The following is a 21,765-nucleotide window of genomic DNA, read 5'->3' as shown; positions in this document are numbered from 1 at the left end:
TCTGCTGATGGAGTGGGGCGTTCTGGCGGTCGTCGCAGTGGCCGGATTGCTGTCCGGTGCCGTGAACTCCATAGCCGGTGGCGGCTCCTTGCTGCTCTTTCCGGCACTGGTCGGAGTCGGCCTTCCGACCCAGGCCGCAAATGTCACGAATTCCGTGGCCAACTGGCCGGGATTCGCGGGGCAGGTCTACGGATTCGCACCCGAGCTGAAGTCCGAGCCGAGAGCCCGGATGGTGCTTCTGTCGGTGCTCACCGCCGTCGGTACGGTGGCCGGCTCGGTGCTGCTGCTGGTCACCAGCAGCAAGAGCTTCGACACGTTCGTACCGGCCCTGGTGCTCTTCGCGAGCCTGCTGCTGGCCGGCCAGAAGCAGGTGAAGAGGCTGGTGCGGGCGGCGGGCTCGGCCACCGGCGATGAGCGCCGCGAGCGGGTCGTCCCCCTGGCGGTGGTCATGACCGCGGCCGGCGTGTACGGCGGCTACTTCGCCGGCGCGCTCGGCGTGATCATGCTGGTGTCGCTGGCCATGACCACGTCCGAGAGCCTGCACCGCCTCAACGCGCTCAAGGCGGCACTCTCCCTCGTCAACTCGACCGTCACCCTGCTGATCTTCGCCCTCTTCGGCCCCGTCGACTGGGCCATGGCACTCGTCGCCGCCCCGACCGCCCTGGTCGGCGGCTACCTGGGTGCGAAGGTGTCCCGCTGGATGAACGAGGAACTGCTGCGCTGGACGGTGGTGACCATCGGCGTCACGGTGTCGGTGATCCTCTTCACCACCTGACCGTCCGCCCCGACGGCCGGGCCCGGGAACGCCTCCGGCCCGGCGCCCGGCCGCCGGCGTCAGCGCAGCGTGACGTGCTCGGGGCGGAGCTCGGCCGTGGAGCGCACGCCGAGCAGCTGCATCGTGCGTACGATCTCGGTGCGCAGGATGTCCACCGCCCGGCGGACACCGCGTTCGCCGCCCGCCATCAGGCCGTACAGATAGGCCCGGCCGATCAGGCAGGCGTCGGCGCCGCGGGCGATCGCGGCGACGATGTCCGCGCCGGACAGGATCCCGCCGTCCAGCCAGATCTCGGCCTCCTCCTGGATCTCGTCGCGGACCCTCGGCAGCAGCTCCAGCGGGGTCGGCGCCCGGTCCAGCTGGCGGCCACCGTGGTTGGACAGCAGCACCGCGTCCGCGCCGTGCTTGACGACGTCCCGGGCGTCCTGCGTGCTCTGGATCCCCTTCACCACGAGCTTCCCGGGCCAGCTCTGCCGCACCCAGTCGAGGTCCTCGTAGTCGAGCCCCGGGTCGAACATCGCGTTGATCAACTCGGCCACCGTGCCGTCCCAGGAGCTGAGCGAGGCGAAGGTGAGCGGCTCGGTGGTGAGCAGGTTCAGCCACCAGGACGGATGGGTCGCCCCGTCCAGGAGGGTGCTGAGCGAGAGCCGGGGCGGGATGGTCAGGCCGTTGCGCAGGTCCCGCAGCCGGGAACCGCCCACGGGGGTGTCGACGGTCAGCAGGAGCGTGTCGTACCCGGCCTCCTCGGCCCGCCGCATCAGCTCCGCGCCCGCCCCGCGGTCGTGCCACACGTACAGCTGGAACCACCTGCGTGCGTCCGGCGCGGCCCGGGCGACGTCCTCGATCGACGTCGTCCCCATCGTGGACAGGGCGTACGGGATGCCGGCCTGCTCGGCGACGGCGACGACGGCCCGTTCGCCCTCGTGGTGCATCATGCGGGTGAACCCGGTCGGGGCGAAGGCGAACGGCAGCGCCGACCGCTTCCCCAGGATCTGCGTGCCGGTGTCCAGCTCGGCCACCCCGCGCAGCACATGCGGATGGAACTCCAGGTCCCGGAACGTCCGCCGGGCGCGCCGCAGGCTGATCTCGCCCTCCGCGGCCCCGTCGGTGTAGTCGAACACCGCGCGGGGCGCTCGCCGGCGGGCGAGGCGGCGCAGATCGGCGATGGAGTACGCCGTCGACAGCCGACGGTCGGTCGGGTCCAGCACGAACGGCCTCGGACGCAGGAGCTGGGCCACCTCGCGGGGCCGCGGCAGGCGTCGTTTCGTCACGGAGTACCTTTCTCCTCAGGCGACTCTCTGTCCTCAGGCGACGCGGGCGGGCAGGGGCTTGCGGCTGGTGACGGCGAGCCGGTTGAAGGTGTTGATCACGCTGATCGACCAGACGACCGCCGCGTACTGCTCCTTGGTGAACACGGAGGTGGCCTCCGCGTAGAGGTCGTCGGGCACGTCCTGGCTCTGCGACAGCTTGCTGATGGTCTCGGTGAGCGCGAGCGCGGCCCGCTCCTGGGGGCTGTACAGATCCGTCTCCCACCATGCGGCCACCAGGTGCAGCCTGCGGTCGTCCTCGCCCAGCCGGCGGGCGTCGCGCGTGTGCAGATCGAGGCAGTACGCGCAGCCGTTGATCTGCGACGCCCTGATCTTGATCAGTTCGATGAGCCGCATGTCGAGCCCGGCCTCGACGGCTGCCTTTTCGACGAGGACCCGGATGTCCCGGAGTTGCCCGAAGGCCTCGGGGAGTTCGTTTCCCACATTTATGCGTCGCTCTGTCATGCCGACCAATTCTGAGCGTTCCCCGACGGGTAATGCAGCGGCTTTTTTCAGCCTTCCCAGAGGTGGCGGAGGATGGAGAACAAGGGACGTGAATGCGAATGTGCGGGAAACGTGCCCATATGCCGGGGGAGACGTGCCGGAGCGGAACGCGGAGTGCTCGCGCGGGCGGTCCGGTCCGCCCCGGTGTCGGCTAGGGTCGCACAGGTCACGACGGTTCTGGGGGCAGCATGCGACTGAGAGTGGAGTTCACGACCGAGCCCTTCGACCTCGACGAGGCACCCGCGCACGCGCTGGTCGCCCGTGAGGTCGTGGAGGCCGCCGAACTGGACGCCGTGGACGTCGGCCCGTTCGGCAACACCGCCGAGGGCGGTGCCGACGCGGTGCTCACCGCCGTGGACGCACTGCTCCGCAAGACCCTGGAGGCGGGCGCCACCCGGGTCTCCCTCCAGGTCAACGTGATCGAGGAGGACGAGGCATGAGCGGCGCCGGGGACGAGCCGTTCATCGCGGCCGTGAAGCCCCTGGTCGACGCCATGGGCGGCGAGATGATCCCGCCCGACGAGGCCGGCCCCGACGACGTCGTCCTGTCCTGGGAGGGCCGCGACGCCGTCGCCGTAAGGCTGCCGCAGCTCGCCGACTCCCTCGATCACATCCTGGCCGCCATGGAGCGCCGCAAGGGCATGCCCCTGGCCGACCTGGACCGCAAGGCCAAGCAGGAGGTCGTACGGATACTCGAGGCGCGCGGCGCCTTCTCCGTACGGCACGGGGTGGAGACCGTGGCGAGCGCCCTGGGCGTCAGCCGCTTCACCGTCTACAACTACCTCAACCGCGAGAAGGGGGCCTGACCGGTACCGCGCCCGGTTTCGCCGCCTCGCCGGGTTTCGTCACACGGAATTTTCAACAAACTGTTGACGTGCTGTCGCGGGAGGGCGTTAGCTATCGGCACGCCCGTTCAGCACGAAGGCCGTACCCGGCCACGGAGGCTCCCGTGACTTCCACTTCCACGCCGCCGGGCCTGGCCCGGTTCAACGCTCTCGAGGAGCACGCGGCCTTCACCGCGCTCCACGAGGCGTGCGCCTCCACGGCGTGGGCGAAGCGGCTGCTCGCCGCCCGCCCGTACGCCACCCCCGAGGCGCTCTACGCCGCGAGCGACGCCGCCATGGCGGAGCTGACGGCAGAGGACCTCGCGGAGGCGATCGCCGGCCACCCGCCCATCGGCCGCCCGAAACCCGGCGACCCCGCCTCGGCCCGGGAGCAGCGCGGCATGGCCGGCGCCTCCGACGAGCTCAAGGCGGAGATGCTGGAGCTGAACCTCGCCTACCAGGAGAGGTTCGGCCATGTCTTCCTGATCTGCGCCACCGGCCGGACCGGCGAGCAGATGCGCGACGCGGTCAGGGAGCGGATCGGCAACACGCCGGAGCGGGAGCGGGAGATCGTCCGCACCGAACTGGGGAAGATCAACCGCATCCGCCTGGCCCGACTCGTCGAAGAGGACTGACAGCAGCATGAGCACCTCCGCCACCGCGTCCGTGTCCACACACATCCTGGACACCAGCGCCGGCCGCCCCGCCGAGGGCGTCGCGGTCCAGCTCTCCGCCCGCAGCGGGCGTGCGGCCCACTGGCAGGCGCTCGGCGGCTCCGCGACCGACGCGGACGGCCGGTGCAAGGACCTTCCGGCCCTGCCGGAGGGGACCACCCACGTACGGCTCGACTTCGCCGTCGAGCCGTACTTCGAGAAGAAGTTCGCGAACGACGCGAAAAGCGAAGCCGATGCGCAGCAGGACGCCCCCGCGAATCGGGACAGCGGCGCCGGTGTGTTCTTCCCGGAGGTGGCGATCACGTTCACCGTCGTGCCGGGCGAGCACTACCACGTACCGCTGCTGCTCAACCCGTTCGGCTACTCCGTATACCGAGGGAGCTAGCTACTCATGCCCACCATTCTGGGACAGAACCAGTACGGCAAGGCCGAGAACCGAGTCGTCAAGATCACGCGGGACGGCGCCACCCACCACATCAAGGACCTGAACGTCTCGGTGTCGCTGAGCGGCGACATGGAAGAGGTCCACTACTCCGGCTCGAACGCCAACGTGCTCCCCACGGACACCACCAAGAACACGGTGTACGCGTTCGCCAAGGAACACGGCATCGAGTCCGCCGAGCAGTTCGGCATCCACCTCGCCCGCCACTTCGTCACCAGCCAGGAGCCGATCCACCGGGCGCGGATCCGCATCGAGGAGTACGCCTGGGAGCGGATCGAGGCCTCCGACGCCAACTCGCAGTTCATCGGCGCCGACGAGGTCAAGCACTCCTTCGTCCGCAAGGGCCAGGAGGTCCGGCTGACCCAGATCACCTACGACGGCACGTCGTGGGAGGTGATCTCGGGCCTGAAGGACCTCGTCGTGATGAACTCGACCAACTCCGAGTTCTGGGGCTACGTCAAGGACAAGTACACGACGCTGAAGGAGGCCTACGACCGCATCCTGGCCACCCAGGTCTCCGGCCGCTGGCGGTTCAACTGGACCGACGACGACCAGCGCATGCCCAACTGGGAGAAGTCCTACGAGCAGACGAAGAAGCACATGCTCCAGGCCTTCGCCGAGACGTACTCCCTCTCGCTCCAGCAGACGCTCTACCAGATGGGCGCGCGGATCATCAACAACCGCAGCGAGATCGACGAGGTCCGCTTCTCCCTCCCGAACAAGCACCACTTCCTGGTGGACCTGGAGCCGTTCGGGCTGAAGAACGACAACGAGGTGTACTTCGCCGCCGACCGGCCCTACGGCCTGATCGAGGCGACGATCCTGCGGGACGGCTGCGAGGCGAAGATCCCGGTGGAGCTCACCAACCTCTGACGTCCCTTCCGACGTTCCCTCTTTCGGCACCCGTGGCCGGGGAACCCTTCTCCTCGGCCACGGCACTCAAACTCCCCGGGTCCTGCCGTGCCCCCTCCCTCTCAGCGCAAAGGACGAACCATGGCAGCAGCCCAGCGCATCGTCATCGAGAACGGTGCGATCGCGACCGTCGACGCCGACGACACCGAGTACGCCTCCGGGCATGTCGTCCTGGCCGGCAACCGCATCGAGTCGCTCGGCGCGGGCAAGGCCCCCGAGGGCCTGGAGAACGTCGTACGCCGGATCGACGCCTCCGGTCACCTCGTCACCCCCGGACTGGTCAACACCCACCACCACTTCTACCAGTGGATCACCCGGGGTCTGGCCACGGACCACAACCTCTTCGACTGGCTGGTCGCGCTGTACCCGGTGTGGGCGCGCATCGACGAGCCGATGGTGCGCGCGGCGGCCCGGGGGTCGCTCGCGATGATGGCCCGCGGCGGCGTCACCACCGCCATGGACCACCACTACGTCTTCCCGCGGGGCTCCGGCGACCTCTCCGGCGCGATCATCGGCGCCGCCCGTGACATGGGGGTCCGCTTCACCCTCGCCCGCGGCTCCATGGACCGCAGCGAGAAGGACGGCGGCCTGCCCCCGGACTTCGCCGTCGAGACCCTGGAGGGTGCGCTCGCGGCGACGGAGGAGACCGTGGAGCAGCACCACGACTCCTCCTTCGACGCCATGACCCAGGTCGCCGTCGCGCCCTGCTCGCCCTTCTCCGTCTCCACGGAACTGCTGCGGGACGGCGCCCAGCTCGCCCGCCGCCTCGGCGTGCGGCTCCACACCCACGGCTCGGAGACCGTGGAGGAGGAGAAGTTCTGCCACGAACTGTTCGGCATGGGCCCGACCGACTACTTCGAGTCCACCGGCTGGCTCGGCGAGGACGTGTGGATGGCGCACTGCGTCCACATGAACGACTCCGACATCGCAGCCTTCGCCCGTACCAGGACCGGCGTCGCGCACTGCCCCTCGTCCAACGCCCGCCTCGCGGCAGGTATCGCCCGCGTCCCCGACATGCTGGCGGCCGGCGTCCCGGTCGGCCTCGGCGTCGACGGCACCGCGTCCAACGAGTCCGGCGAACTCCACACCGAGCTGCGCAACGCCCTCCTCATCAACCGCCTCGGCGCGCACAAGGAGGCCGCCCTGAACGCCCGCCAGGCGCTGCGCCTCGGCACCTACGGCGGCGCCCAGGTGCTGGGCCGGGCCGCGGAGACCGGCTCACTGGAGGCGGGCAAGCTCGCCGACCTGGTCCTGTGGAAGCTGGACACGCTCGCCCACGCCTCCATCGCCGACCCGGTGACCGCCCTGGTCTTCGGCGCGGCGGCCCCGGTCACCGCCTCCTTCGTGGACGGCCGGCAGATCGTCGAGGACGGGCGGCTGCTCACGGCCGACGAGGACGCCATCGCCCGCTCCACGCGGGACGAGGCCCAGCGGCTGGCGAGGATCGCCGCGCAGGGCTGACCACCCGGATGACTCCGGCCGGGAGGGACGGCTCCCGGCCGGTGGCCGCGGACCCGAGCGGGGTCCACGGCGGTCGTCTCCGGGGCGTGCGTAAACGCGCGCGCCCCGGAACGGCCACCCCGTCCACGTACGCCCGGTCCCGCACGACCACCCGCACCACCTCCTTGACACCCACGGCCGTCACGCGACGCAGCCGTGTAACCGACCGGAGGGAAGCCGCCGTGGCCGACCACCCCGTTGACGAAAAACTCCCCGCGCTCAAGATGGCGACGACCGGCCTCCAGCATGTGGCCGCCATGTACGCGGGAGTCGTCGCCCCACCCCTGATCGTCGGCGCGGCCATCGGCCTGACCGCCACCGACCTGACCTTCCTCACCGGCGCGTGCCTGTTCACCGCGGGCCTCGCCACGTTCCTCCAGACCCTCGGGATCTGGAAGATCGGCGCCCGGCTGCCGTTCGTCAACGGCGTCACCTTCGCCGGTGTCGCGCCGATGACCGCGATCGTCGCCTCCACCGAGGACAAGTCGGACGCCCTGCCCATCATCTTCGGCGCGGTGATCGTCGCCGGACTCCTCGGCTTCATGGCCGCCCCCGTCTTCTGCAAGGCGGTCCGCTTCTTCCCGCCGGTGGTGACGGGCACGGTCATCACCCTGATCGGCATCTCGCTGCTCCCGGTCGCCTTCGGCTGGGCGCAGGGCCCCGACCCGGCGGCGCACGACTACGGCTCCGCGACCAACCTGGGGCTGGCCGCCGGCACCCTCGTCGTCGTCCTGCTGCTGCGGCGCTTCACCCGGGGCTTCGTCAAGCAGATCGCGGTGCTGCTCGGTCTGGTCGCCGGCACCCTGATCGCGATTCCCTTCGGCGCCACGGACTTCGGGCCGGTCGCGGACGCGGCGGTCATCGGCTTCCCCACGCCCTTCCACTTCGGCGCCCCGCAGTTCCAGCTCGCCGCGATCATCTCCCTGTGCGTGGTGATGGTGGTGTCGATGACCGAGTCCACCGCCGACATGCTGGCGCTGGGCGAGATCGTCGACCGCCCGGCCGACGAGAGGACCATCGCGGCCGGCCTGCGCGCCGACACTCTCGGCTCGGCGATCAGCCCGCTCTTCAACGGCTTCATGTGCAGCGCCTTCGCGCAGAACATCGGCCTGGTCGCGATGACGAAGATCCGCAGCCGGTACGTCGTCGCGGCCGGCGGCGGCTTCCTGGTGCTGATGGGCCTGTGCCCGATGGCCGCCTCGCTGATCGCCGTCGTACCGCGCCCGGTGCTCGGCGGGGCGGGCGTGGTCCTGTTCGGCTCGGTCGCGGCCAGCGGCATCCAGACCCTGGTCCGGGCCGGACTGGAGAAGGACAACAACGTCCTGATCGTGGCCGTCTCCCTGGCCGTCGGCATCATCCCGATCACGGCGCCGGAGTTCTACCACGCCTTCCCGGAGACGGCGCGGATCGTCCTGGACTCGGGTATCTCCACGGGCTGCGTGGCGGCGGTCCTGCTGAACCTGGTCTTCAACCACCTGGGCCGACGCGACCGGGACGCCCACGACGTGACCCACCCGATGGAGGCGGGCGAGGAGATCACGGGCGTCACCCGGGCCCCGGCCGCGCCGTGAGACCGGCGAAAACAGCCCCGGACTCCGCTTAGGCTTCTGCCTCGGTCAACTCACCGTTGACCGGGGGGCAGGGGACGAGGGGGAGGCGGACCGATGAACCACACGACCGAGGTGTTCCGGCCGCTGCAGGCGGACGATCCGCCCGTGGTGGCCGGATACCGCCTGGCAGCCCGGCTCGGCGCGGGCGGCATGGGCCGGGTCTATCTGTCGCACACGCAGGGCGGCCGGCCGGTGGCGATCAAGGTGGTGCGGCCGGAGCTGGCCGACGACCCGGCCTTCCGGCGGCGGTTCCGCCGGGAGGTGGAGGCGGCCCGGCGGGTCCGGGGTGCGTACACGGCGGAGCTGATCGACGCGGACGCGGACGGCACACCACCCTGGTCGGCCACGCTGTACGTGCCCGGCCCGTCCCTGACGGATGCCGTCGCCCGGCGCGGTCCGCTGCCGGTGCCCGCGGTGCTGTGGCTGATGGCCGGGGTGGCCGAGGCGCTGCAGGCCATCCACGGCGCGGGCATCGTGCACCGGGACCTCAAGCCGTCGAACGTGCTGCTGGCCGCCGACGGGCCGCGGGTGATCGACTTCGGCATCTCGCTGGCCTCCGACCTCACCTCCCACACCGCCACGGGCGCCACCGTCGGGACTCCCCACTTCATGGCTCCCGAGCAGGCGTCCGGGGGCGAGGTGACGGCGGCGACCGACATCTTCGCGCTGGGCCAGACGGCGGCCTTCGCGGCGCTGGGCCGTCCGCTCTACGGGGACGGCTCGGCGGTCGGTGTCCTGTACCGGATCGTGCACGACGAACCCGACCTGTCGGTGCTGCCCGAGCAGCTCCGTCCGCTGATCGCCCGGTGCCTGGCCGCCGCCCCGGAGGACCGGGCGGGCCTGGCGGAGATCGTCGAGTGGTGCCGGCGGGGGCTGGGCGCGGACGCCGAGGCGGGCGCGGGCCCGGCCGTCTGGCGGGACGTCATGGGGCCGGAGGTGACGGTCCCCTCCCCGGCGGACCTCGACGCCACCTGGGCCTCCCCGGCGCCCCTGGTCCCGACCAGGGTGCACATGCAGCCGCTGGTCGTCACGCAGCCGCAGACGCAACCACCGGGGCCGGAGAGACGGGCGCGCAGACGGCGCACCGCCCTGATCACGACCGTGGCCGTGACGGCGGGGGCGCTGGTGCTGACCGGCCTGGCCTGGACGGTCGCCGACGCGGGGAACAGATTCCGGGACTGGGTGGCGGGCGCACCGTCGACGCCCGGCCCGGAGAAGTCCGGACGGTCGTCCGCGCCGGAGTCGTCGACGGGGGCGCGCTCGGGCTCCGGGTCCGCGTCGGGGGCGGAGGCGGAGGCGGAGGCGGGCGGCGGAACTCCGGAAGCGTCCCGTCCGTCCCCGGCCGCGTCCAAGTCACCGCAGGTCATCACGCAGGCACCACTGCTGCTGAACGCGAAGACCTCGCTCAGCTTCGAGAAGCCGCTCTGGCGCGACGACCGCAAGGGAGACGTCCGCTTCAACTGTGAGAACCCGAGCTGCGAGCTGGAGAGCGACACCAGCGTCTTCGTCCAGATGTTCACCGACGAGGCGGTTTCCCTCGACGAGTGCCGGCTCATACTCGGCGGTGCCGACCGCCACCGCTGGACGCTGGCCTCGGTGGCGGCCGGCAGTCAGATCTGCGTCAAGCACTCCTCCGGGGACATCGCCTTGCTCGTGGTCCAGACGAAGTCGACCGCGCTGCCGGAGCTCGCCTCCCTCATGGTGGACATGACCGTCTGGAAGAAGGCCGCCTAGAGTCCGAACAGGCCCGGGTCCGACGCCAGCTTCCTGCAGTGCTCCCGGGGATCCGGGACCAGCTTGCGGGCCTTCAGGTCCAGCAGGCCGCCGACCGCCGTGATCTCGGCCGCCACCGTGCCGTCCGCCTTGCGGACCGTCTGCTCGATGCGGAAGGTCTTGCCCTCGCCCCAGGCGAAGGCGCAGGTCACCGCGACCTCGTCGCCCGCGAGCAGCTCCCGCTTGTACCGGATGGTCGTCTCCAGGGCGACCGGGCCCACGCCGCTGCCGATGAGGGCGGACTGGCTGATCCCGGCGGCTTGCAGGAACGACCAGCGGGCGTGTTCCGCGTAGTTCAGGTACACGCTCTGGTCGAGGTGACCCTGCACGTCGGTCTCGTAACCGCGGACGGTCACGGGGACGGAAAACGGCTCGCTCATGGGCTTCCCTTCTCACACCGGAGACTCGTGGCGTACGCAACGATCCACTGATCTTGGCATGCTCATCACGCCCGGCGGGGGGAGGCCAGGAGATAGCGGGTCCCCGTGCGCGGCTCGCGGTGCTCGCTCACCTGCCAGCCTGCTCCCTCCAGGGTGGCCGCGCAGGTCCGCAGCGCCTCGCCGTCCGGCTCGTACACGGCGACGGCCTCCGGCTGCGGCGTCTCCCGCACCCGGTAGCCCCCGCCGTCCCGACCGGCCGGGTGGTGTCCGGCCGCCTCCAGCGCCAGTGCGGCGGCCTGCACGAGATGCGTGCGCTCCCAGCCGCACGGCCGCTCCACCGCACCGTCCGGGTTGGTCATCCGGCGCAGCTCCAGCAGCCCCTGCCAGGCGCTGTGCACCTCACGGCGCCGGGCGGGCCCGGCCCGCGGCGCCGCCTCCTCGCCGCCGACGCGCGCGGCGAACACACCGGCGGTGGCGGGGGCCTCGGCGGCGGGCGCGGGGACCTGTGCGACGCCCTGCCGTACCCGGTGGCCCTCCGGCGTCAGGAAGTAGTCGTGCGGCGGCCGCGGGTGCCGGAAGGCGAGCCCCCGCTTCACCAGCGCGGCGAGCTGTGCCTCCGTACCCCGCAGCCGGCCGGTCACCGGGTCGGCGGCGTCGATGACCCGCCGCTGCGCGGCGGTCGGCGGTCGGGTCACGGCGCGCTCCTCTCCGGCACGGGACGTTGCGGACCCCCCCTGGGGCACTCGCCCCACCTGCTGGAAGGCTACGACCCGCCACTGACAATCGCGCCTACTGCCGGTACCCGCCGAGGAACCGCCCGATCCGCCCGATCGCCGCCTCCAGGTCCTCGGCGTACGGGAGAGTCAGGATGCGGAAGTGGTCGGGGGTGGGCCAGTTGAAGCCGGTGCCCTGGACCACCTGGATCTTCTCCCGCAGCAGCAGGTCCAGGACGAACTTCTCGTCGTCGTGGATCTTGTGCACCTTTGGGTCGAGACGAGGGAACGCGTACAGCGCCCCCTTCGGCTTCACGCACGTCACGCCGGGGATCTCGTTCAGCTTCTGCCAGGCCATGTCGCGCTGTTCGTGCAGGCGGCCGCCCGGCAGGGTGAGGTCGCGGATGGACTGCCGGCCGCCGAGGGCGGCCTGGATGGCGTACTGGGCGGGCGCGTTGGCGCACAGCCGCATGGAGGCCAGCATCGTGAGGCCCTCCAGGTAGTCCTTGGCGTGCTGCCTAGGGCCCGTCACCACCAGCCAGCCGGAGCGGAAGCCCGCCACGCGGTACGTCTTGGACAGGCCGCAGAAGGTGAGCACCACCAGGTCGGGAGCGAGCGCGGCGGCCGAGTGGTGCACGGCGTCGTCGTAGAGGATCTGGTCGTAGATCTCGTCGGCGAACACCATCAGGCCGTGCCGCCGGGCGAGGTCGAGGATGCCCTCGACGATCTCCTTCGGGTAGACCGCGCCGGTGGGGTTGTTGGGGTTGATGATGACCACGGCCTTCGTGCGGTCCGTGATCTTCGACGCCATGTCGTCCAGGTCCGGATACCAGTCGGCCTGCTCGTCGCAGAGGTAGTGGACCGCCTTGCCGCCCGCGAGGGTCGTCACGGCCGTCCAGAGGGGGAAGTCGGGGGCGGGGATGAGGATCTCGTCACCGTCCTCCAGCAGCGCCTGGACCGCCATCGAGACGAGCTCGGACACGCCGTTGCCGAGGAAGACGTCGTCGACGCCGACCTCCAGGCCCAGCGTCTGGTAACGCTGGGCGACCGCGCGGCGGGCGGAGAGGATGCCGCGCGAGTCCGTGTAGCCGTGCGCCTGCGGCAGCATCCGGATCATGTCTTGGAGGATCTCCTCCGGCGCCTCGAACCCGAAGAGCGCGGGATTGCCGGTGTTCAGGCGCAGCACGCTGTGCCCGGCCTCCTCCAGCGCGTTGGCGTGCTCTATCACCGGGCCGCGGATCTCGTAACAGACCTCGCTCAGCTTGCTCGACTGCCGGAACTCCATGCGCCGCATCCCCTCGCTAACTGGTGTTGCTTGGTTTTACCAAGTAGCCGCTTGGAAAGTCCAACAACTTGTCTAGACTGCGTCGCATGCCACCTCGCCGAAGCTACGACCAGTACTGTTCCGCCGCCCGCGCCCTCGACGTCGTCGGCGACCGCTGGACCCTCCTGATCGTCCGGGAGCTCCTCGCCGGCCCCCGCCGCTACACCGACCTGCACGCGGACCTGCCCGGCGTCAGCACGGACGTACTCGCCTCACGGCTGAAGGACATGGAGCGCGACGGCCTCGCGACCCGCCGCCGGCTGCCCCCGCCCGGTGCGGCCTACGTGTACGAACTCACGGCCCGGGGCCGGGAGTTGCTGCCCGTGCTCCAGGCGCTGGGGGAGTGGGGGCAGGGGGAACTCGGGGAACGGCGGCCGACGGACGCGGTGCGGGCGCACTGGTTCGCCCTGCCGCTGCTGCGCCTGCTGGACGGGGAGGGGCTCGTCGAAGTCCGCCTGGACGAGGGACGGTTCCACCTGCGCGCCGGTGCCGAGGAGGGACCTGTGTACGGCGACGGGCCCGCCCCCGGGGAGCCGGACGCCCGGCTGGTCCTGGACACCGGCACGTGTACGGCGCTCAGCCGGGGGGAGCTGACTCTGGCCCGGGCCGTGCGGGAGGGCCGGGTCGAGGTGAGCGGCGAGGGCCCGCTCGCCAAGGCGCTCCGCGAGGTGTGAGGGAAGGCCCGCACCGTGCGGGCCTTCCGGGGTGGTGTCAGGCGGTGGGGGCCGCCGGTGGGGGGTGCACTGTGCCGTGTGTCAGCGCGTCGGGTATGGCGCTCCGGGGGGTCGGGCGGAAGGCCCGCAGGGCGGGGGCTTTCCGGGGTGGTGTCAGGCGGTGGCACCCGTGGGGGGGCGCACTGTGCCGCGTGTCAGCGCGTGCGGAAAGGCACTCCGGGAGGTCCGGGGGAAGGCCCGCAGGGTGCGGGGCCTTCGGAGGGGGTGTCAGGCGGCACGTGGCAGCCGTGGCGGGTCGCACCGAGGCGCGTGTCAGCGCGTAGGGAAAGGCACTCCGCGAGTCGGGCGGAAGGCCCGCACGGTGGGGCTTTCCGGGGTGGTGTCAGGCGGTGGGGGCCGCCGGTGGGGGGGGGCGCACCGAGGCGCGTGTCAGCGCGTCGGGAATGGCGCTCCGGGGGGTCGGGCGGAAGGCCCGCGCCGTGCGGGCCTTCCGAGCCGGTCTCAGCCGGCGGGTGGCACCCGTGACGGCCTTCCCGGGCCGCGTGTCAGTGCGTACCCGGCGACACCCGCCAGCGCGGCGAGGGCACCGCCCACCGCCGTCCACACCCACCGGTCCGACCACCAGGCGAACGCCCAGCCGTCCTCCGGTTCGAGGTCGGCCAGGACCGCCGTGCTCTCCTGCCGCTCTTCCGGCCGCGTCGCGATGCCCGGCACCAGGGGCTCGGACAGCGAGCCGTCCACCGCCGCCGCGCCGCCGATGTCCTTGGAGTCGGCCCGGACCTCGGTGTCGACCGGGAGGCCCAGGTCGGAGGTGGCGACGCCGGTCGCCGTCAGCCGGATGTAGTAGGTGCCGGGCAGCGGGTCGTTCGCCCACGGCTCCGACCAGGCGCGGACCGTGCGCAGCACACAGGCCAGCTCCACGGAGGGCGCGTTCGCCGCCGCGGTGCGGGTCTGGGCGCCGTACTGGCAGGCCTGACGGCGGCGCAGGCCGTCGTACACGTCGATCTGCCAGGTCTGCGCGGCGTGGGTGTCCGGCAGCTTCACCGTCGCCCTGACCGTGGGGCGCTGGCCGGTGTCGGCGGGGAACGACCAGTACAGGTAGTCGCCCGTGGAGCCGCTCGCCGTGGCCCGCTGCCCCTGCTCGAACTCCGTGGCCGTACGGAAGGAGGTGCCCGCCCGGGTGGGTGCCGCCGACGCGTCCTGCGACGGACTGGGCGAGGCGTCGGCAGCGGCCGGCGCGGCCGCCAGTGAGAGGATCAGCAGCGCGGCGCTCAACGCTCTTACCGTTCGCATCAGTTGGTCCTCCAGACCGCGACCCGCCAGCGCGACAGCCAGCCCCAGATCAGACCGGCGAGGAAGCCGGTGAGAATCAGCGCGCCCAGCAGCCACCAGCCGCGGCCGAGGCCGAAGGAGGCCACGTCGCCCGCCTGGCTCGGACCGTCCACGACGTCGACCGTCAGCTCCAGCGGCAGCCCGGGCGTGGTCTTCACCCCGGAGGCCGCAGAGAAGGAGTGGGTGACCGCCAGGCACACGGTCTCCGCGGCCGGCTTGTCACTGTCGGAGTCCTCACGCTCGGGCTCGGGGTACCGGAGCCCCGTCGAGATCACATCCGTACGGCCGGTGCCCGCCGCCTCGCCGCGCACGATCTCCCGGCCGTGCGCCGTGACCGCCCGCAGCAGCACCCCGTAGCCGGGGTTCACCGCCCGGTCGGCCGCCACGCTCACCGAGGCCCGCAGCTCCTGGCCCGGCAGCACGTCCACCCGGTACCAGCGCTGCTGCCCGAACTCCTCCCGGTCCGTGTACAGCCCGGACTTCAGCGCCGGTGCCTTCGCACACTCGGCGGCGCCCTCCACCGGCACCGGCGTCACCACCGGATCGGCCGCCCGGTCCACCAACTGGTTCACCCGGTCGGTGAGTTCGTCCTGGTGCTCCACCGAGGTGTAGGTGCCGCCGGTGGCCTCGGCGATGCAGCTCAGCTGCCTGCTCAACTTGGCGGTGGGCACCAGGCCCAGCGTGTCGATGGTCAGGCCGATGCCCTTGGCGGCGATCTCGCGGGCCACCTCGCACGGGTCGAGCGGGGCGCAGGTGTCCTCGCCGTCGCTGATCAGCACGATGCGCTTGGAGCCGTCGCCGCGGTCCAGGTCGCCGGCCGCCTTCAGCAGGGCCGGGCCGATCGGTGTCCAGCCGGTCGGGCTGAGCGTGGCGACGGCCGTCTTGGCCTCGGTGCGGTCCAGCGGACCGACCGGGTAGAGCTGCGCGGTGTCCTTGCAGCCCGTCTTCCGGTCGTCGCCGGGGTAGTTCGCGCCGAGGGTGCGGATGCCGAGTTCGACCTCCTCGGGCGTCGCGTCGAGCACCTCGTTGAACGCCTGCTTCGCGGCGGCCATCCGCGACTGTCCGTCGATGTCCCGTGCCCGCATCGAACCGCTGACATCGAGGACGAGGTCGACCTTGGGGGCGTCCTGGCCCGTGGGTTCGCCGGCGGCCGCTCCGGCCGGGAAGGCCAGCCCGGCCGTCAACGCGGCGAGCAGGGCACAGACGCCCGCCGCCAGCCGTTTTCTTGTGATCATCGGCGGATCTTATTGATCAGGGGTGCCGTGCTCCAAAACGGGGTTCAGGCAAGGGGGTTGGGCAGCTCCGCCCATTGGTCGCCGGGCGCCTGGGGCGAGAGCCGCATCAGCGTCAGCGCCTTCGTGGGCAGGGGCTCCGCGCGCAGCGCCGCGAGGTCCGGGGTGCGGGGCAGATCCCGTACGGCCGTCTCCAGCGCCTCCGTGAGCGCCGCCCCCGACCCCGCCGTGCCGGCCAGCGCGCCCGCCACCAGCGAGCCGAACAGCTTGCGCCGCAGGGCGCGTTCGTCGTCCGTGACCATACGGGCGGGCAGGTCGGGCACCGTGATGCCGTGCCGGGCGAGACGGGCCGGGCTGACGCGGATGTCGGCCAGGTCCCGGTAGACCAGCCGCAGCGGATCGCCCGCAGGCGAGAGGATCACCAGGAGGTTCTGGCCGTGCGCCTCCAGGGCCACGCCCAGCTCCAGCAGCCGCAGACCGGCGGTGAGGGCGAGGCGCGCGAAACCGGCCAGCCAGGCGGGGGAGCGGGGCAGGCCCGTGGTGGCGAGCGCCGCCACCGGCAGGACCCGTTCGCCGCCCCCCGCGTAGGTCTCCGGCGGCTCCCGCAGGACGGCCGCGAAGTCGGGGGAGCCGGCCGCCGCGGCGCCCAGGGTGCGGGTCATGTGCAGCAGGCCGCCGGCGTGCGCCGCAGGCGTCTCGGCGAAGTCCGACAGCACCGCGGACGCGGCGACCGAGGGCAGCGAGATGTCCCGCACCGAGGACGTCAGCCGGGCACTCAGCGAGGTCTTGACGTGCGGCCCGCCGGGCAGCGCCAGCGTCCGCAGCGCCATCAGGGGATGCCCGGCGCGCCGCTCCTCGCACACCCGCTTCAGCACATGCGCCGCCTGCCACGGGTGCACCGGCAGCACCACCCGCTCCCCGTCCCGCAGCTCCCGCGGCCACGCCCCCGTCACCAGGCACTCCTGCGCCCGCACCGGCACCAGCCCCAGCTCCACCAGCGGACGGTGCTCGGGCCCGTAGGCGAGCTGCTCCGCCACCGAGAAACCGGGCCGGGACCGGCACGTGGGATGGAACGGATGCCCGTCGACGATCCGCTGCTCCCACTCCCAGCCGCTCTCCGGCCACCCGTCCGTGGCGCGCCCCTCCTGCCCCGCCCTCGACAGCGCCATCGAGGCGACGCTGTGCCCGAGTTCGACGGCGAAGGACGCGGAGTGCGGTACGGCGAGGTCCGTGACCAGCCGGGCCGGATCGTCGTACTCCGCCTCCTCCAGCCGTACGACGGTGACGTACGCGCCGGTCGCGTACGGATCCGGCCGCGGGCCGTGCAGCCTGCGGCCGTCGGACAGGTACAGGGTCAGCCCGTCCCGGCCCTGCTCGCGGCGGGTGACCCAGGGCAGCGGATCATGGGCGAGACCCCGCCACAGACGGGACAGCACGGCCGCCCGGGCGCCGGGCAGTTCGGCCTCGTACCGCGGCAGCAGACCGGGCCGTACCACGGCCAGTTCGTCGGCGACCTCGGCCTCGGCGGTGGGGGAACGGTGCACGGGCGGGCTCCTCGGGTACGAATAGGGCGTCACGGCGGGATGACGACGGCACGCATACTGATCATCTCCGCCCGGAAGTCCGGGAATCCGGAAGGACCGCAGGGAACGAGTGGAACGCGTGGACCTCATGCCCCCGCCGGACGGCGACGACTCCGCCCCCGGTGCCTCCCATGGTGACCCCGCTCAGGACGACCCGGTCACCGGCGCCCTCGCCGCACGGGCCGACGCGTACGCCGCCGTGCCGCTGCTGAACTGCCTGCTGCGGGAGGTGGGGGAGCACGTCGAGCCGGGCGTGTACCGGCTGCGGACCAGCGGCCGTCTGCTGCGCGTGCGGGGCGGCCGCCGGCCCACCGAGCCCGAGGTACGGGCGGACGGCGCCTGGCACCGCCTCACCCACGCCGAACTGGTCAAGCTCACCGCCGAGGAACTGCGCCGCCACACCGGCCTGTCCAACTCCGAACTGCCCGCCGAGATGATCGACAGCCGGGACGCCGTGGCCGCGCTGCTGGCCGCCCGCGCCCGGGCGAACCCGCCCGACGACCTCTACCTGCGCTCCGAGCAGTGCCTCCTCACCGGCCACACCCACCACCCGGCCCCCAAGGCGCGCGGCGGCGGCCCCGCCGCCGGATGGCTGCCGTACGCGCCCGAGGCGTACGCCCGCTTCCCGCTGACCCTGCTCGGGCTGCGCGAGGACACCGTCGTCGAGGAGGGCGACACCTCGGCCCTCGACGCCCTCGGCACGGCCCCGCCCGGCTACCGGCTGCTGCCCGCCCACCCCTGGCAGCTCGACCTGGCCGGCCCCGAGCTCGCCGGCGCCTTCGCGGACGGCAGACTCGTCCGGCTCGGCACGACCGCCTTCGACACCTGGCCGACGGCCGCGATCCGCACGCTCTACGCACCCGGGCACGACCTCTTCCTGAAGTTCAGCCTGGACGTGCGCATCACCAACGACGTCCGCCGGCTGTGGCGGCACGACCTGCTCGCCCTGCGCCGGACCGACGCGGCCGTGTGCGCCGCCCTCGACACGTTCGAAGGCCCCCCGGCCTGGCTCGGCGACCGCGGGTACCGCACCGCCGACTTCGCCTTCGAGGCCCTGGCCGTCCTCGTGCGGGACGGCTTCGGCGGCCGTCTCCTGCCCGGTGCCACCCCGCTGCTCGCCGCCGGTCTCGTCGAGGGCTTCGACGGCAGCCCACTCGACCGGGCCGCCGACCCCGGGGCCTGGTGGGCGGCGTACCTGGCCCGGGTGGTGCCCCCTGCCCTGACGGCCTTCGCCCGGCACGGGGTCGTCATCGAGGCGCACCTCCAGAACACCCTGGTCGCCGTGGACGCGGACGGCATGCCCGTGCAGGCGCTGTACCGGGACGCCGAGGGCGTGAAGCTGCTGCCGGACGTGGAGCGGGAAGCCGGCTGGGAGCGGCTCGTGTACTGCCTGGTCGTCAACCACCTCAGCGAGATCGCCGGTGCCCTCGTGGAACGCCGCCCCGGTTTCGACCCCTGGCCCACCGCCCGCCGCGAACTCGCCCGCCACGACGTCCCCGAGATCCCCGCCCTGCTCGCCTCACCCACCCTCCCCGGCAAGACGAACCTGCTGCTCCGCTGGACGGGCGCGGACGGCGCGGACGCGCGCTACCTGCCGCTGCCCAACCCACTGCGCGGCGCCTGAGCGCCCTTCACCCGTCCGGACCCTCCGGCAGGGCGCCGGCACGGGGGCGCGGCCAGGGTGAGGGTGGCTGTCCGTGCCGTGTCCCCCCTGCGAGGAGAGGTATGACCGAGACCGACAGGGCCACCGCCCTCGCCGCCGAGCCCTCGGAGCACACCGACCCGGATCCCGCCGAGGCCGATCTGCGCCGCGTGGGCGCCAACCCCGACCACTGGTATCCGGTCGCCCTGTCCCGGCGGGTGCGCGCCGAGCGGGTGCTGGCGACCACGTTCGCGGGTGAGCGCATCGCCCTGTTCCGGGGAAAGAGCGGTGACGTGCACGCGCTGGAGGACCGGTGCGCCCACCGGCAGGTGCCGTTGAGCATGGGCGTGGTGGAGGGCGAGACGCTCCGCTGCCGCTACCACGCCTGGGCCTATCGCGGCGACGGCCGGATCTCGCAGATCCCGTACCTGGCCAAGGGTGATCGCCGGCCGCCCCGCGGCGTGCGCGGCTACCCCGTGCGCGAGGCGTACGGCCTGGTCTTCGTCTTCCCGGGCGACCCGCAGCGAGCGGCGGCCACGCCGCTGCCGCACCTGCCCGCCTTCGGTTCACCGCGGTACCGGACCATGACGTACTCCCGGACCGTGCGCTGCCACTACTCGTTCATGCACGAGAACCTCCTCGACATGAACCACCAGTTCCTCCACCGGGGCGTCGTCGGCAGGCTCCACCCCGAACTGCTGGGATACGAGGCCGACGAGCGGTCCGTCGAGGCCAGGTACCTGTTCACCCACACCGGGGGCAGGCGGAACCGCAGCGCCGGACTGCTGGCCGCCGAGGGACTCGGGGGCGGCACCGCCGACGTCATGACCATCCGCACCGAGTACCCCTACCAGACGCTCGACCTCGTCCCCGAGAACGCCGAACGCCCGGCCTTCCGCCTCTGGGCCGCCTACGTGCCCGCGGACGCCGAGCAGCGCACGTGTCACGCCTTCGGCCTGCTCATGATCGAGAAGCCCGGGATCCCCGGCCTCCTGCAGCTGGCCTGGCCGTTCATCAGGCGCTTCACCGAGCGGGTGTTCGCCGAGGACCGCATGGCCGTGGAGGCCGAGCAGCGGGCCTGGGACGAGCAGGGCGAGGACCGCAACCACGAGGTCTTCCCGCTGATCCTTGACGTCCGCGAGGTGCTGCGCGCGAACGGCGTCCCCCTCCGGGCCCGGGCCGCCGCCTGCGGCAGCCCATCACTGTGCGACGGAGCGCGGCTCACCGACGGCATCCGGGGTCAGGAGTGACCTGACGCGGGTGCGGTCGGGTCCGGCTGCGGGACGGGCGGGCCCTCGTCGTCCATGTCGCCGCGCAGCGCGGCGATGACGAAGGCCGTCATGGAGGCCAGACCGAGCAGTGCGAGCGGGCCCCAGATCGCCCAGATCGCCCAGAACGGCCATTCGTTGGCGGCCTGCGCCCACAGCGTGAAGAGCGCCGCGACGGCCAGGCAGACGCCGTGCCACCGCACCACGACCGCCGCCTTCGCATGCCGCCGGTCGCCCCGCGCGAACAGGGGCCACACCCCGCCGACGAAGGCGGGCAGGCCGAACGAGAAACAGGCGAGCGCGCCGCCGAGCCGGTCCTCGGACCAGCCCACGGGCCCGTCCGACGTCTGCTGCCGCCGCCCGTCGGCGTCCCGTACCTCGACGACCCGCCCGTGCCAGATCAGGCCGACGACCTTCTCGCCCGGCGCCAGCTCCGACACCACCGGGCCGGCCTGCCGGAACGTGACCTCCCAGGACTCGCCGGAGGGCAGCAGCAGCTCCGCCTCCGGGGAGGCGTTGCGCTTCCCGCGGTTCGTGTCGGCCGTGCGGACGGTGAACTCCTGCTCCCACCGGCACCCCGACGCCCGCACCGGGACCGAGGCGCAGGCCGGCGCGGCACGGAACTCCCGCTCCCGGTCCAGCGCCCCGCGGACCTCCAGGGCCATGAACACTCCGACGACGACCGTCACGACACCCATCAGCAGCCATGCCACGCTCCCCGGCGCCTGCCGTCTCCCCGACCCCATCGTGCCTCCCCATCCCTCTCAGGACTCGGCCCGACCGTATCCGAACCTGCCCGGCCGGCCCCTCGTTCCGGGAGGAGCGGACGCCCATGGAATGATGATCAGCGGCAGGACGAGAGCGGAACGACGAGGAAGCCGGTGTGACCGACGATCCCCTGGACGCAGCGGCGACCGGTCCGGCACCCTGCCGCATCGTCGTGTGCCGGGACTGCTGTTGCGGCACCGGCAAGGTGACCGGCGTCGATCACACGGCCCAGACCGAGCGGCTGCGCGCGGCCGGGCCGGTGCGGATCTCCGCCTGTCTCGACGTCTGCGACCAGGCCAACGTCATCGTCGTCCAGCCGTCCGCCGAAGGCCGGGCCGCCGGGGCCCGCCCGGTGTGGCTCGGGCTGGTCAACGACCCGGCCGCGACCGAGGACGTCGTCACCTGGGTCCGGGAGGGCGGCCCGGGCGTGGCCCCGCTGCCCGAGATCCTCGACCTGTACGTCTTCAGTCCCCTCGCGCGACGGCGCCCGGACCCCACATGACCTGGGAGCCGTCCCGAGCGGGACGGG

22 protein-coding genes are annotated in these 21,765 nt (G+C 72.5%); 13 read left to right on the top strand and 9 right to left on the bottom strand.

Annotation, left to right across the window (positions count from 1 at the left end; genetic code table 11):
• Nucleotides 1-7 precede the first annotated feature (7 nt).
• Entirely contained in the window at nucleotides 8-775 is a 768-nt protein-coding gene (locus SCNRRL3882_RS07880) for a sulfite exporter TauE/SafE family protein (RefSeq protein ID WP_010039060.1), read from the top strand.
• 59 nt (nucleotides 776-834) lie between these two features.
• On the opposite strand, the gene SCNRRL3882_RS07875 is transcribed toward SCNRRL3882_RS07880, so the two are convergent.
• Together SCNRRL3882_RS07875 and SCNRRL3882_RS07870 are read right to left on the bottom strand one after the other, a co-directional pair.
• Nucleotides 835-2,046 (bottom strand): alpha-hydroxy acid oxidase, encoded by a 1,212-nt coding sequence (locus SCNRRL3882_RS07875; RefSeq protein WP_010039058.1) that lies wholly within the window; start codon nucleotides 2,044-2,046, stop codon nucleotides 835-837.
• A 33-nt stretch (nucleotides 2,047-2,079) separates the two neighbouring features.
• Nucleotides 2,080-2,547 carry a carboxymuconolactone decarboxylase family protein gene (locus SCNRRL3882_RS07870; RefSeq protein ID WP_029181120.1) on the bottom strand — a complete coding sequence of 156 codons (468 nt, stop codon included), beginning with the start codon at nucleotides 2,545-2,547 and terminating at the stop codon, nucleotides 2,080-2,082.
• Between the two features lie 227 nt (nucleotides 2,548-2,774).
• On the opposite strand from SCNRRL3882_RS07870, the gene SCNRRL3882_RS07865 reads away from it, so the two are divergent.
• From SCNRRL3882_RS07865 to SCNRRL3882_RS07830, 8 genes are all read left to right on the top strand, one after another.
• The gene (locus SCNRRL3882_RS07865) at nucleotides 2,775-3,026 is read left to right on the top strand and encodes a hypothetical protein (protein WP_010039055.1); all 252 of its coding nucleotides are present in this window, start codon (nucleotides 2,775-2,777) and stop codon (nucleotides 3,024-3,026) included.
• On the top strand, nucleotides 3,023-3,391 hold the full coding sequence (locus SCNRRL3882_RS07860) for a helix-turn-helix domain-containing protein (protein WP_010039054.1): 369 nt from the start codon (nucleotides 3,023-3,025) through the stop codon (nucleotides 3,389-3,391). The genes SCNRRL3882_RS07865 and SCNRRL3882_RS07860 overlap by 4 nt, the downstream gene beginning before the upstream one ends.
• Nucleotides 3,392-3,534: 143 nt before the next feature.
• On the top strand, nucleotides 3,535-4,044 hold the full coding sequence (gene uraD / locus SCNRRL3882_RS07855) for a 2-oxo-4-hydroxy-4-carboxy-5-ureidoimidazoline decarboxylase (RefSeq protein WP_010039051.1): 510 nt from the start codon (nucleotides 3,535-3,537) through the stop codon (nucleotides 4,042-4,044).
• A 7-nt stretch (nucleotides 4,045-4,051) separates the two neighbouring features.
• The gene (gene uraH / locus SCNRRL3882_RS07850; protein WP_010039049.1) at nucleotides 4,052-4,468 is read left to right on the top strand and encodes a hydroxyisourate hydrolase; all 417 of its coding nucleotides are present in this window, start codon (nucleotides 4,052-4,054) and stop codon (nucleotides 4,466-4,468) included.
• 6 nt (nucleotides 4,469-4,474) lie between these two features.
• A complete protein-coding gene (gene pucL, locus SCNRRL3882_RS07845; RefSeq protein ID WP_010039047.1) occupies nucleotides 4,475-5,398 on the top strand; it encodes a factor-independent urate hydroxylase in 924 nt (307 codons plus the stop codon).
• 120 nt (nucleotides 5,399-5,518) lie between these two features.
• The gene (locus SCNRRL3882_RS07840; RefSeq protein ID WP_010039045.1) at nucleotides 5,519-6,898 is read left to right on the top strand and encodes an 8-oxoguanine deaminase; all 1,380 of its coding nucleotides are present in this window, start codon (nucleotides 5,519-5,521) and stop codon (nucleotides 6,896-6,898) included.
• A gap of 221 nt (nucleotides 6,899-7,119) precedes the next feature.
• Nucleotides 7,120-8,508: a nucleobase:cation symporter-2 family protein gene (locus SCNRRL3882_RS07835; protein ID WP_010039043.1), complete on the top strand. Its 1,389-nt coding sequence runs from the start codon at nucleotides 7,120-7,122 to the stop codon at nucleotides 8,506-8,508.
• Between the two features lie 93 nt (nucleotides 8,509-8,601).
• Nucleotides 8,602-10,281: a serine/threonine-protein kinase gene (locus SCNRRL3882_RS07830; RefSeq protein ID WP_010039041.1), complete on the top strand. Its 1,680-nt coding sequence runs from the start codon at nucleotides 8,602-8,604 to the stop codon at nucleotides 10,279-10,281.
• On the opposite strand, the gene SCNRRL3882_RS07825 is transcribed toward SCNRRL3882_RS07830, so the two are convergent.
• From SCNRRL3882_RS07825 to SCNRRL3882_RS07815, 3 genes are all read right to left on the bottom strand, one after another.
• Nucleotides 10,278-10,700, bottom strand: coding sequence for an acyl-CoA thioesterase (locus tag SCNRRL3882_RS07825; RefSeq protein WP_010039040.1), 423 nt, complete (start codon nucleotides 10,698-10,700; stop codon nucleotides 10,278-10,280). The genes SCNRRL3882_RS07830 and SCNRRL3882_RS07825 overlap by 4 nt on opposite strands.
• Before the next feature lie 65 nt (nucleotides 10,701-10,765).
• On the bottom strand, nucleotides 10,766-11,395 hold the full coding sequence (locus tag SCNRRL3882_RS07820; RefSeq protein WP_010039039.1) for a hypothetical protein: 630 nt from the start codon (nucleotides 11,393-11,395) through the stop codon (nucleotides 10,766-10,768).
• Between the two features lie 94 nt (nucleotides 11,396-11,489).
• Nucleotides 11,490-12,698 carry a pyridoxal phosphate-dependent aminotransferase gene (locus SCNRRL3882_RS07815; protein WP_010039038.1) on the bottom strand — a complete coding sequence of 403 codons (1,209 nt, stop codon included), beginning with the start codon at nucleotides 12,696-12,698 and terminating at the stop codon, nucleotides 11,490-11,492.
• Between the two features lie 86 nt (nucleotides 12,699-12,784).
• Between SCNRRL3882_RS07815 and SCNRRL3882_RS07810 the strand changes: the two genes are divergently transcribed.
• Nucleotides 12,785-13,411, top strand: a complete 627-nt coding sequence (locus tag SCNRRL3882_RS07810; RefSeq protein ID WP_010039037.1) for a winged helix-turn-helix transcriptional regulator — start codon at nucleotides 12,785-12,787, stop codon at nucleotides 13,409-13,411.
• A gap of 501 nt (nucleotides 13,412-13,912) precedes the next feature.
• Here SCNRRL3882_RS07810 and SCNRRL3882_RS07805 read toward each other — a convergent pair.
• Genes SCNRRL3882_RS07805 through SCNRRL3882_RS07795 form a run of 3 tightly spaced genes read right to left on the bottom strand, consistent with a single transcriptional unit; the run spans nucleotide 13,913 to nucleotide 17,519 of the window.
• Complete coding sequence (locus tag SCNRRL3882_RS07805) at nucleotides 13,913-14,704, bottom strand: hypothetical protein (RefSeq protein WP_040903043.1); 792 nt, start codon at nucleotides 14,702-14,704, stop codon at nucleotides 13,913-13,915.
• A complete protein-coding gene (locus tag SCNRRL3882_RS07800) occupies nucleotides 14,704-15,978 on the bottom strand; it encodes a VWA domain-containing protein (protein WP_010039029.1) in 1,275 nt (424 codons plus the stop codon). Before SCNRRL3882_RS07800 ends, SCNRRL3882_RS07805 begins: the two co-directional genes overlap by 1 nt.
• Nucleotides 15,979-16,022: 44 nt before the next feature.
• Nucleotides 16,023-17,519 carry an IucA/IucC family protein gene (locus tag SCNRRL3882_RS07795; protein WP_010039027.1) on the bottom strand — a complete coding sequence of 499 codons (1,497 nt, stop codon included), beginning with the start codon at nucleotides 17,517-17,519 and terminating at the stop codon, nucleotides 16,023-16,025.
• 109 nt (nucleotides 17,520-17,628) lie between these two features.
• Here SCNRRL3882_RS07795 and SCNRRL3882_RS07790 point away from each other — a divergent pair, with 109 nt between their 5' ends.
• Both SCNRRL3882_RS07790 and SCNRRL3882_RS07785 read left to right on the top strand, forming a co-directional pair.
• A complete protein-coding gene (locus SCNRRL3882_RS07790) occupies nucleotides 17,629-19,182 on the top strand; it encodes an IucA/IucC family protein (protein WP_010039025.1) in 1,554 nt (517 codons plus the stop codon).
• Between the two features lie 101 nt (nucleotides 19,183-19,283).
• Entirely contained in the window at nucleotides 19,284-20,450 is a 1,167-nt protein-coding gene (locus SCNRRL3882_RS07785; RefSeq protein ID WP_010039021.1) for an aromatic ring-hydroxylating oxygenase subunit alpha, read from the top strand.
• On the opposite strand, the gene SCNRRL3882_RS07780 is transcribed toward SCNRRL3882_RS07785, so the two are convergent.
• Nucleotides 20,441-21,214: a hypothetical protein gene (locus SCNRRL3882_RS07780; RefSeq protein ID WP_158688405.1), complete on the bottom strand. Its 774-nt coding sequence runs from the start codon at nucleotides 21,212-21,214 to the stop codon at nucleotides 20,441-20,443. The genes SCNRRL3882_RS07785 and SCNRRL3882_RS07780 overlap by 10 nt on opposite strands.
• A gap of 137 nt (nucleotides 21,215-21,351) precedes the next feature.
• On the opposite strand from SCNRRL3882_RS07780, the gene SCNRRL3882_RS07775 reads away from it, so the two are divergent.
• Entirely contained in the window at nucleotides 21,352-21,738 is a 387-nt protein-coding gene (locus SCNRRL3882_RS07775; RefSeq protein ID WP_010039010.1) for a hypothetical protein, read from the top strand.
• Nucleotides 21,739-21,765: the final 27 nt, after the last annotated feature.

This window comes from Streptomyces chartreusis NRRL 3882, assembly GCF_900236475.1.
Classification (GTDB): Bacteria; Actinomycetota; Actinomycetes; order Streptomycetales; family Streptomycetaceae; genus Streptomyces; species Streptomyces chartreusis_D.
The sequence above is the reverse complement of the archived record's forward strand: the minus strand, read 5'-3'. Positions and strand labels throughout refer to the sequence as shown.

Bases quoted from the DNA above. Each gene is read 5' to 3' on its own strand.
- pucL (WP_010039047.1), top strand. From the start codon at position 4,475: ATGCCCACCATTCTGGGACAGAACCAGTACGGCAAGGCCGAGAACCGA.
- SCNRRL3882_RS07805 (WP_040903043.1), bottom strand. From the start codon at position 14,704: ATGCGAACGGTAAGAGCGTTGAGCGCCGCGCTGCTGATCCTCTCACTG.
- SCNRRL3882_RS07785 (WP_010039021.1), top strand. From the start codon at position 19,284: ATGACCGAGACCGACAGGGCCACCGCCCTCGCCGCCGAGCCCTCGGAG.
- SCNRRL3882_RS07870 (WP_029181120.1), bottom strand. From the start codon at position 2,547: ATGACAGAGCGACGCATAAATGTGGGAAACGAACTCCCCGAGGCCTTC.
- SCNRRL3882_RS07880 (WP_010039060.1), top strand. From the start codon at position 8: ATGGAGTGGGGCGTTCTGGCGGTCGTCGCAGTGGCCGGATTGCTGTCC.
- SCNRRL3882_RS07800 (WP_010039029.1), bottom strand. From the start codon at position 15,978: ATGATCACAAGAAAACGGCTGGCGGCGGGCGTCTGTGCCCTGCTCGCC.
- SCNRRL3882_RS07830 (WP_010039041.1), top strand. From the start codon at position 8,602: ATGAACCACACGACCGAGGTGTTCCGGCCGCTGCAGGCGGACGATCCG.
- SCNRRL3882_RS07840 (WP_010039045.1), top strand. From the start codon at position 5,519: ATGGCAGCAGCCCAGCGCATCGTCATCGAGAACGGTGCGATCGCGACC.
- SCNRRL3882_RS07815 (WP_010039038.1), bottom strand. From the start codon at position 12,698: ATGGAGTTCCGGCAGTCGAGCAAGCTGAGCGAGGTCTGTTACGAGATC.
- SCNRRL3882_RS07860 (WP_010039054.1), top strand. From the start codon at position 3,023: ATGAGCGGCGCCGGGGACGAGCCGTTCATCGCGGCCGTGAAGCCCCTG.
- SCNRRL3882_RS07780 (WP_158688405.1), bottom strand. From the start codon at position 21,214: ATGGGGTCGGGGAGACGGCAGGCGCCGGGGAGCGTGGCATGGCTGCTG.
- SCNRRL3882_RS07825 (WP_010039040.1), bottom strand. From the start codon at position 10,700: ATGAGCGAGCCGTTTTCCGTCCCCGTGACCGTCCGCGGTTACGAGACC.
- SCNRRL3882_RS07865 (WP_010039055.1), top strand. From the start codon at position 2,775: ATGCGACTGAGAGTGGAGTTCACGACCGAGCCCTTCGACCTCGACGAG.
- uraH (WP_010039049.1), top strand. From the start codon at position 4,052: ATGAGCACCTCCGCCACCGCGTCCGTGTCCACACACATCCTGGACACC.
- SCNRRL3882_RS07810 (WP_010039037.1), top strand. From the start codon at position 12,785: ATGCCACCTCGCCGAAGCTACGACCAGTACTGTTCCGCCGCCCGCGCC.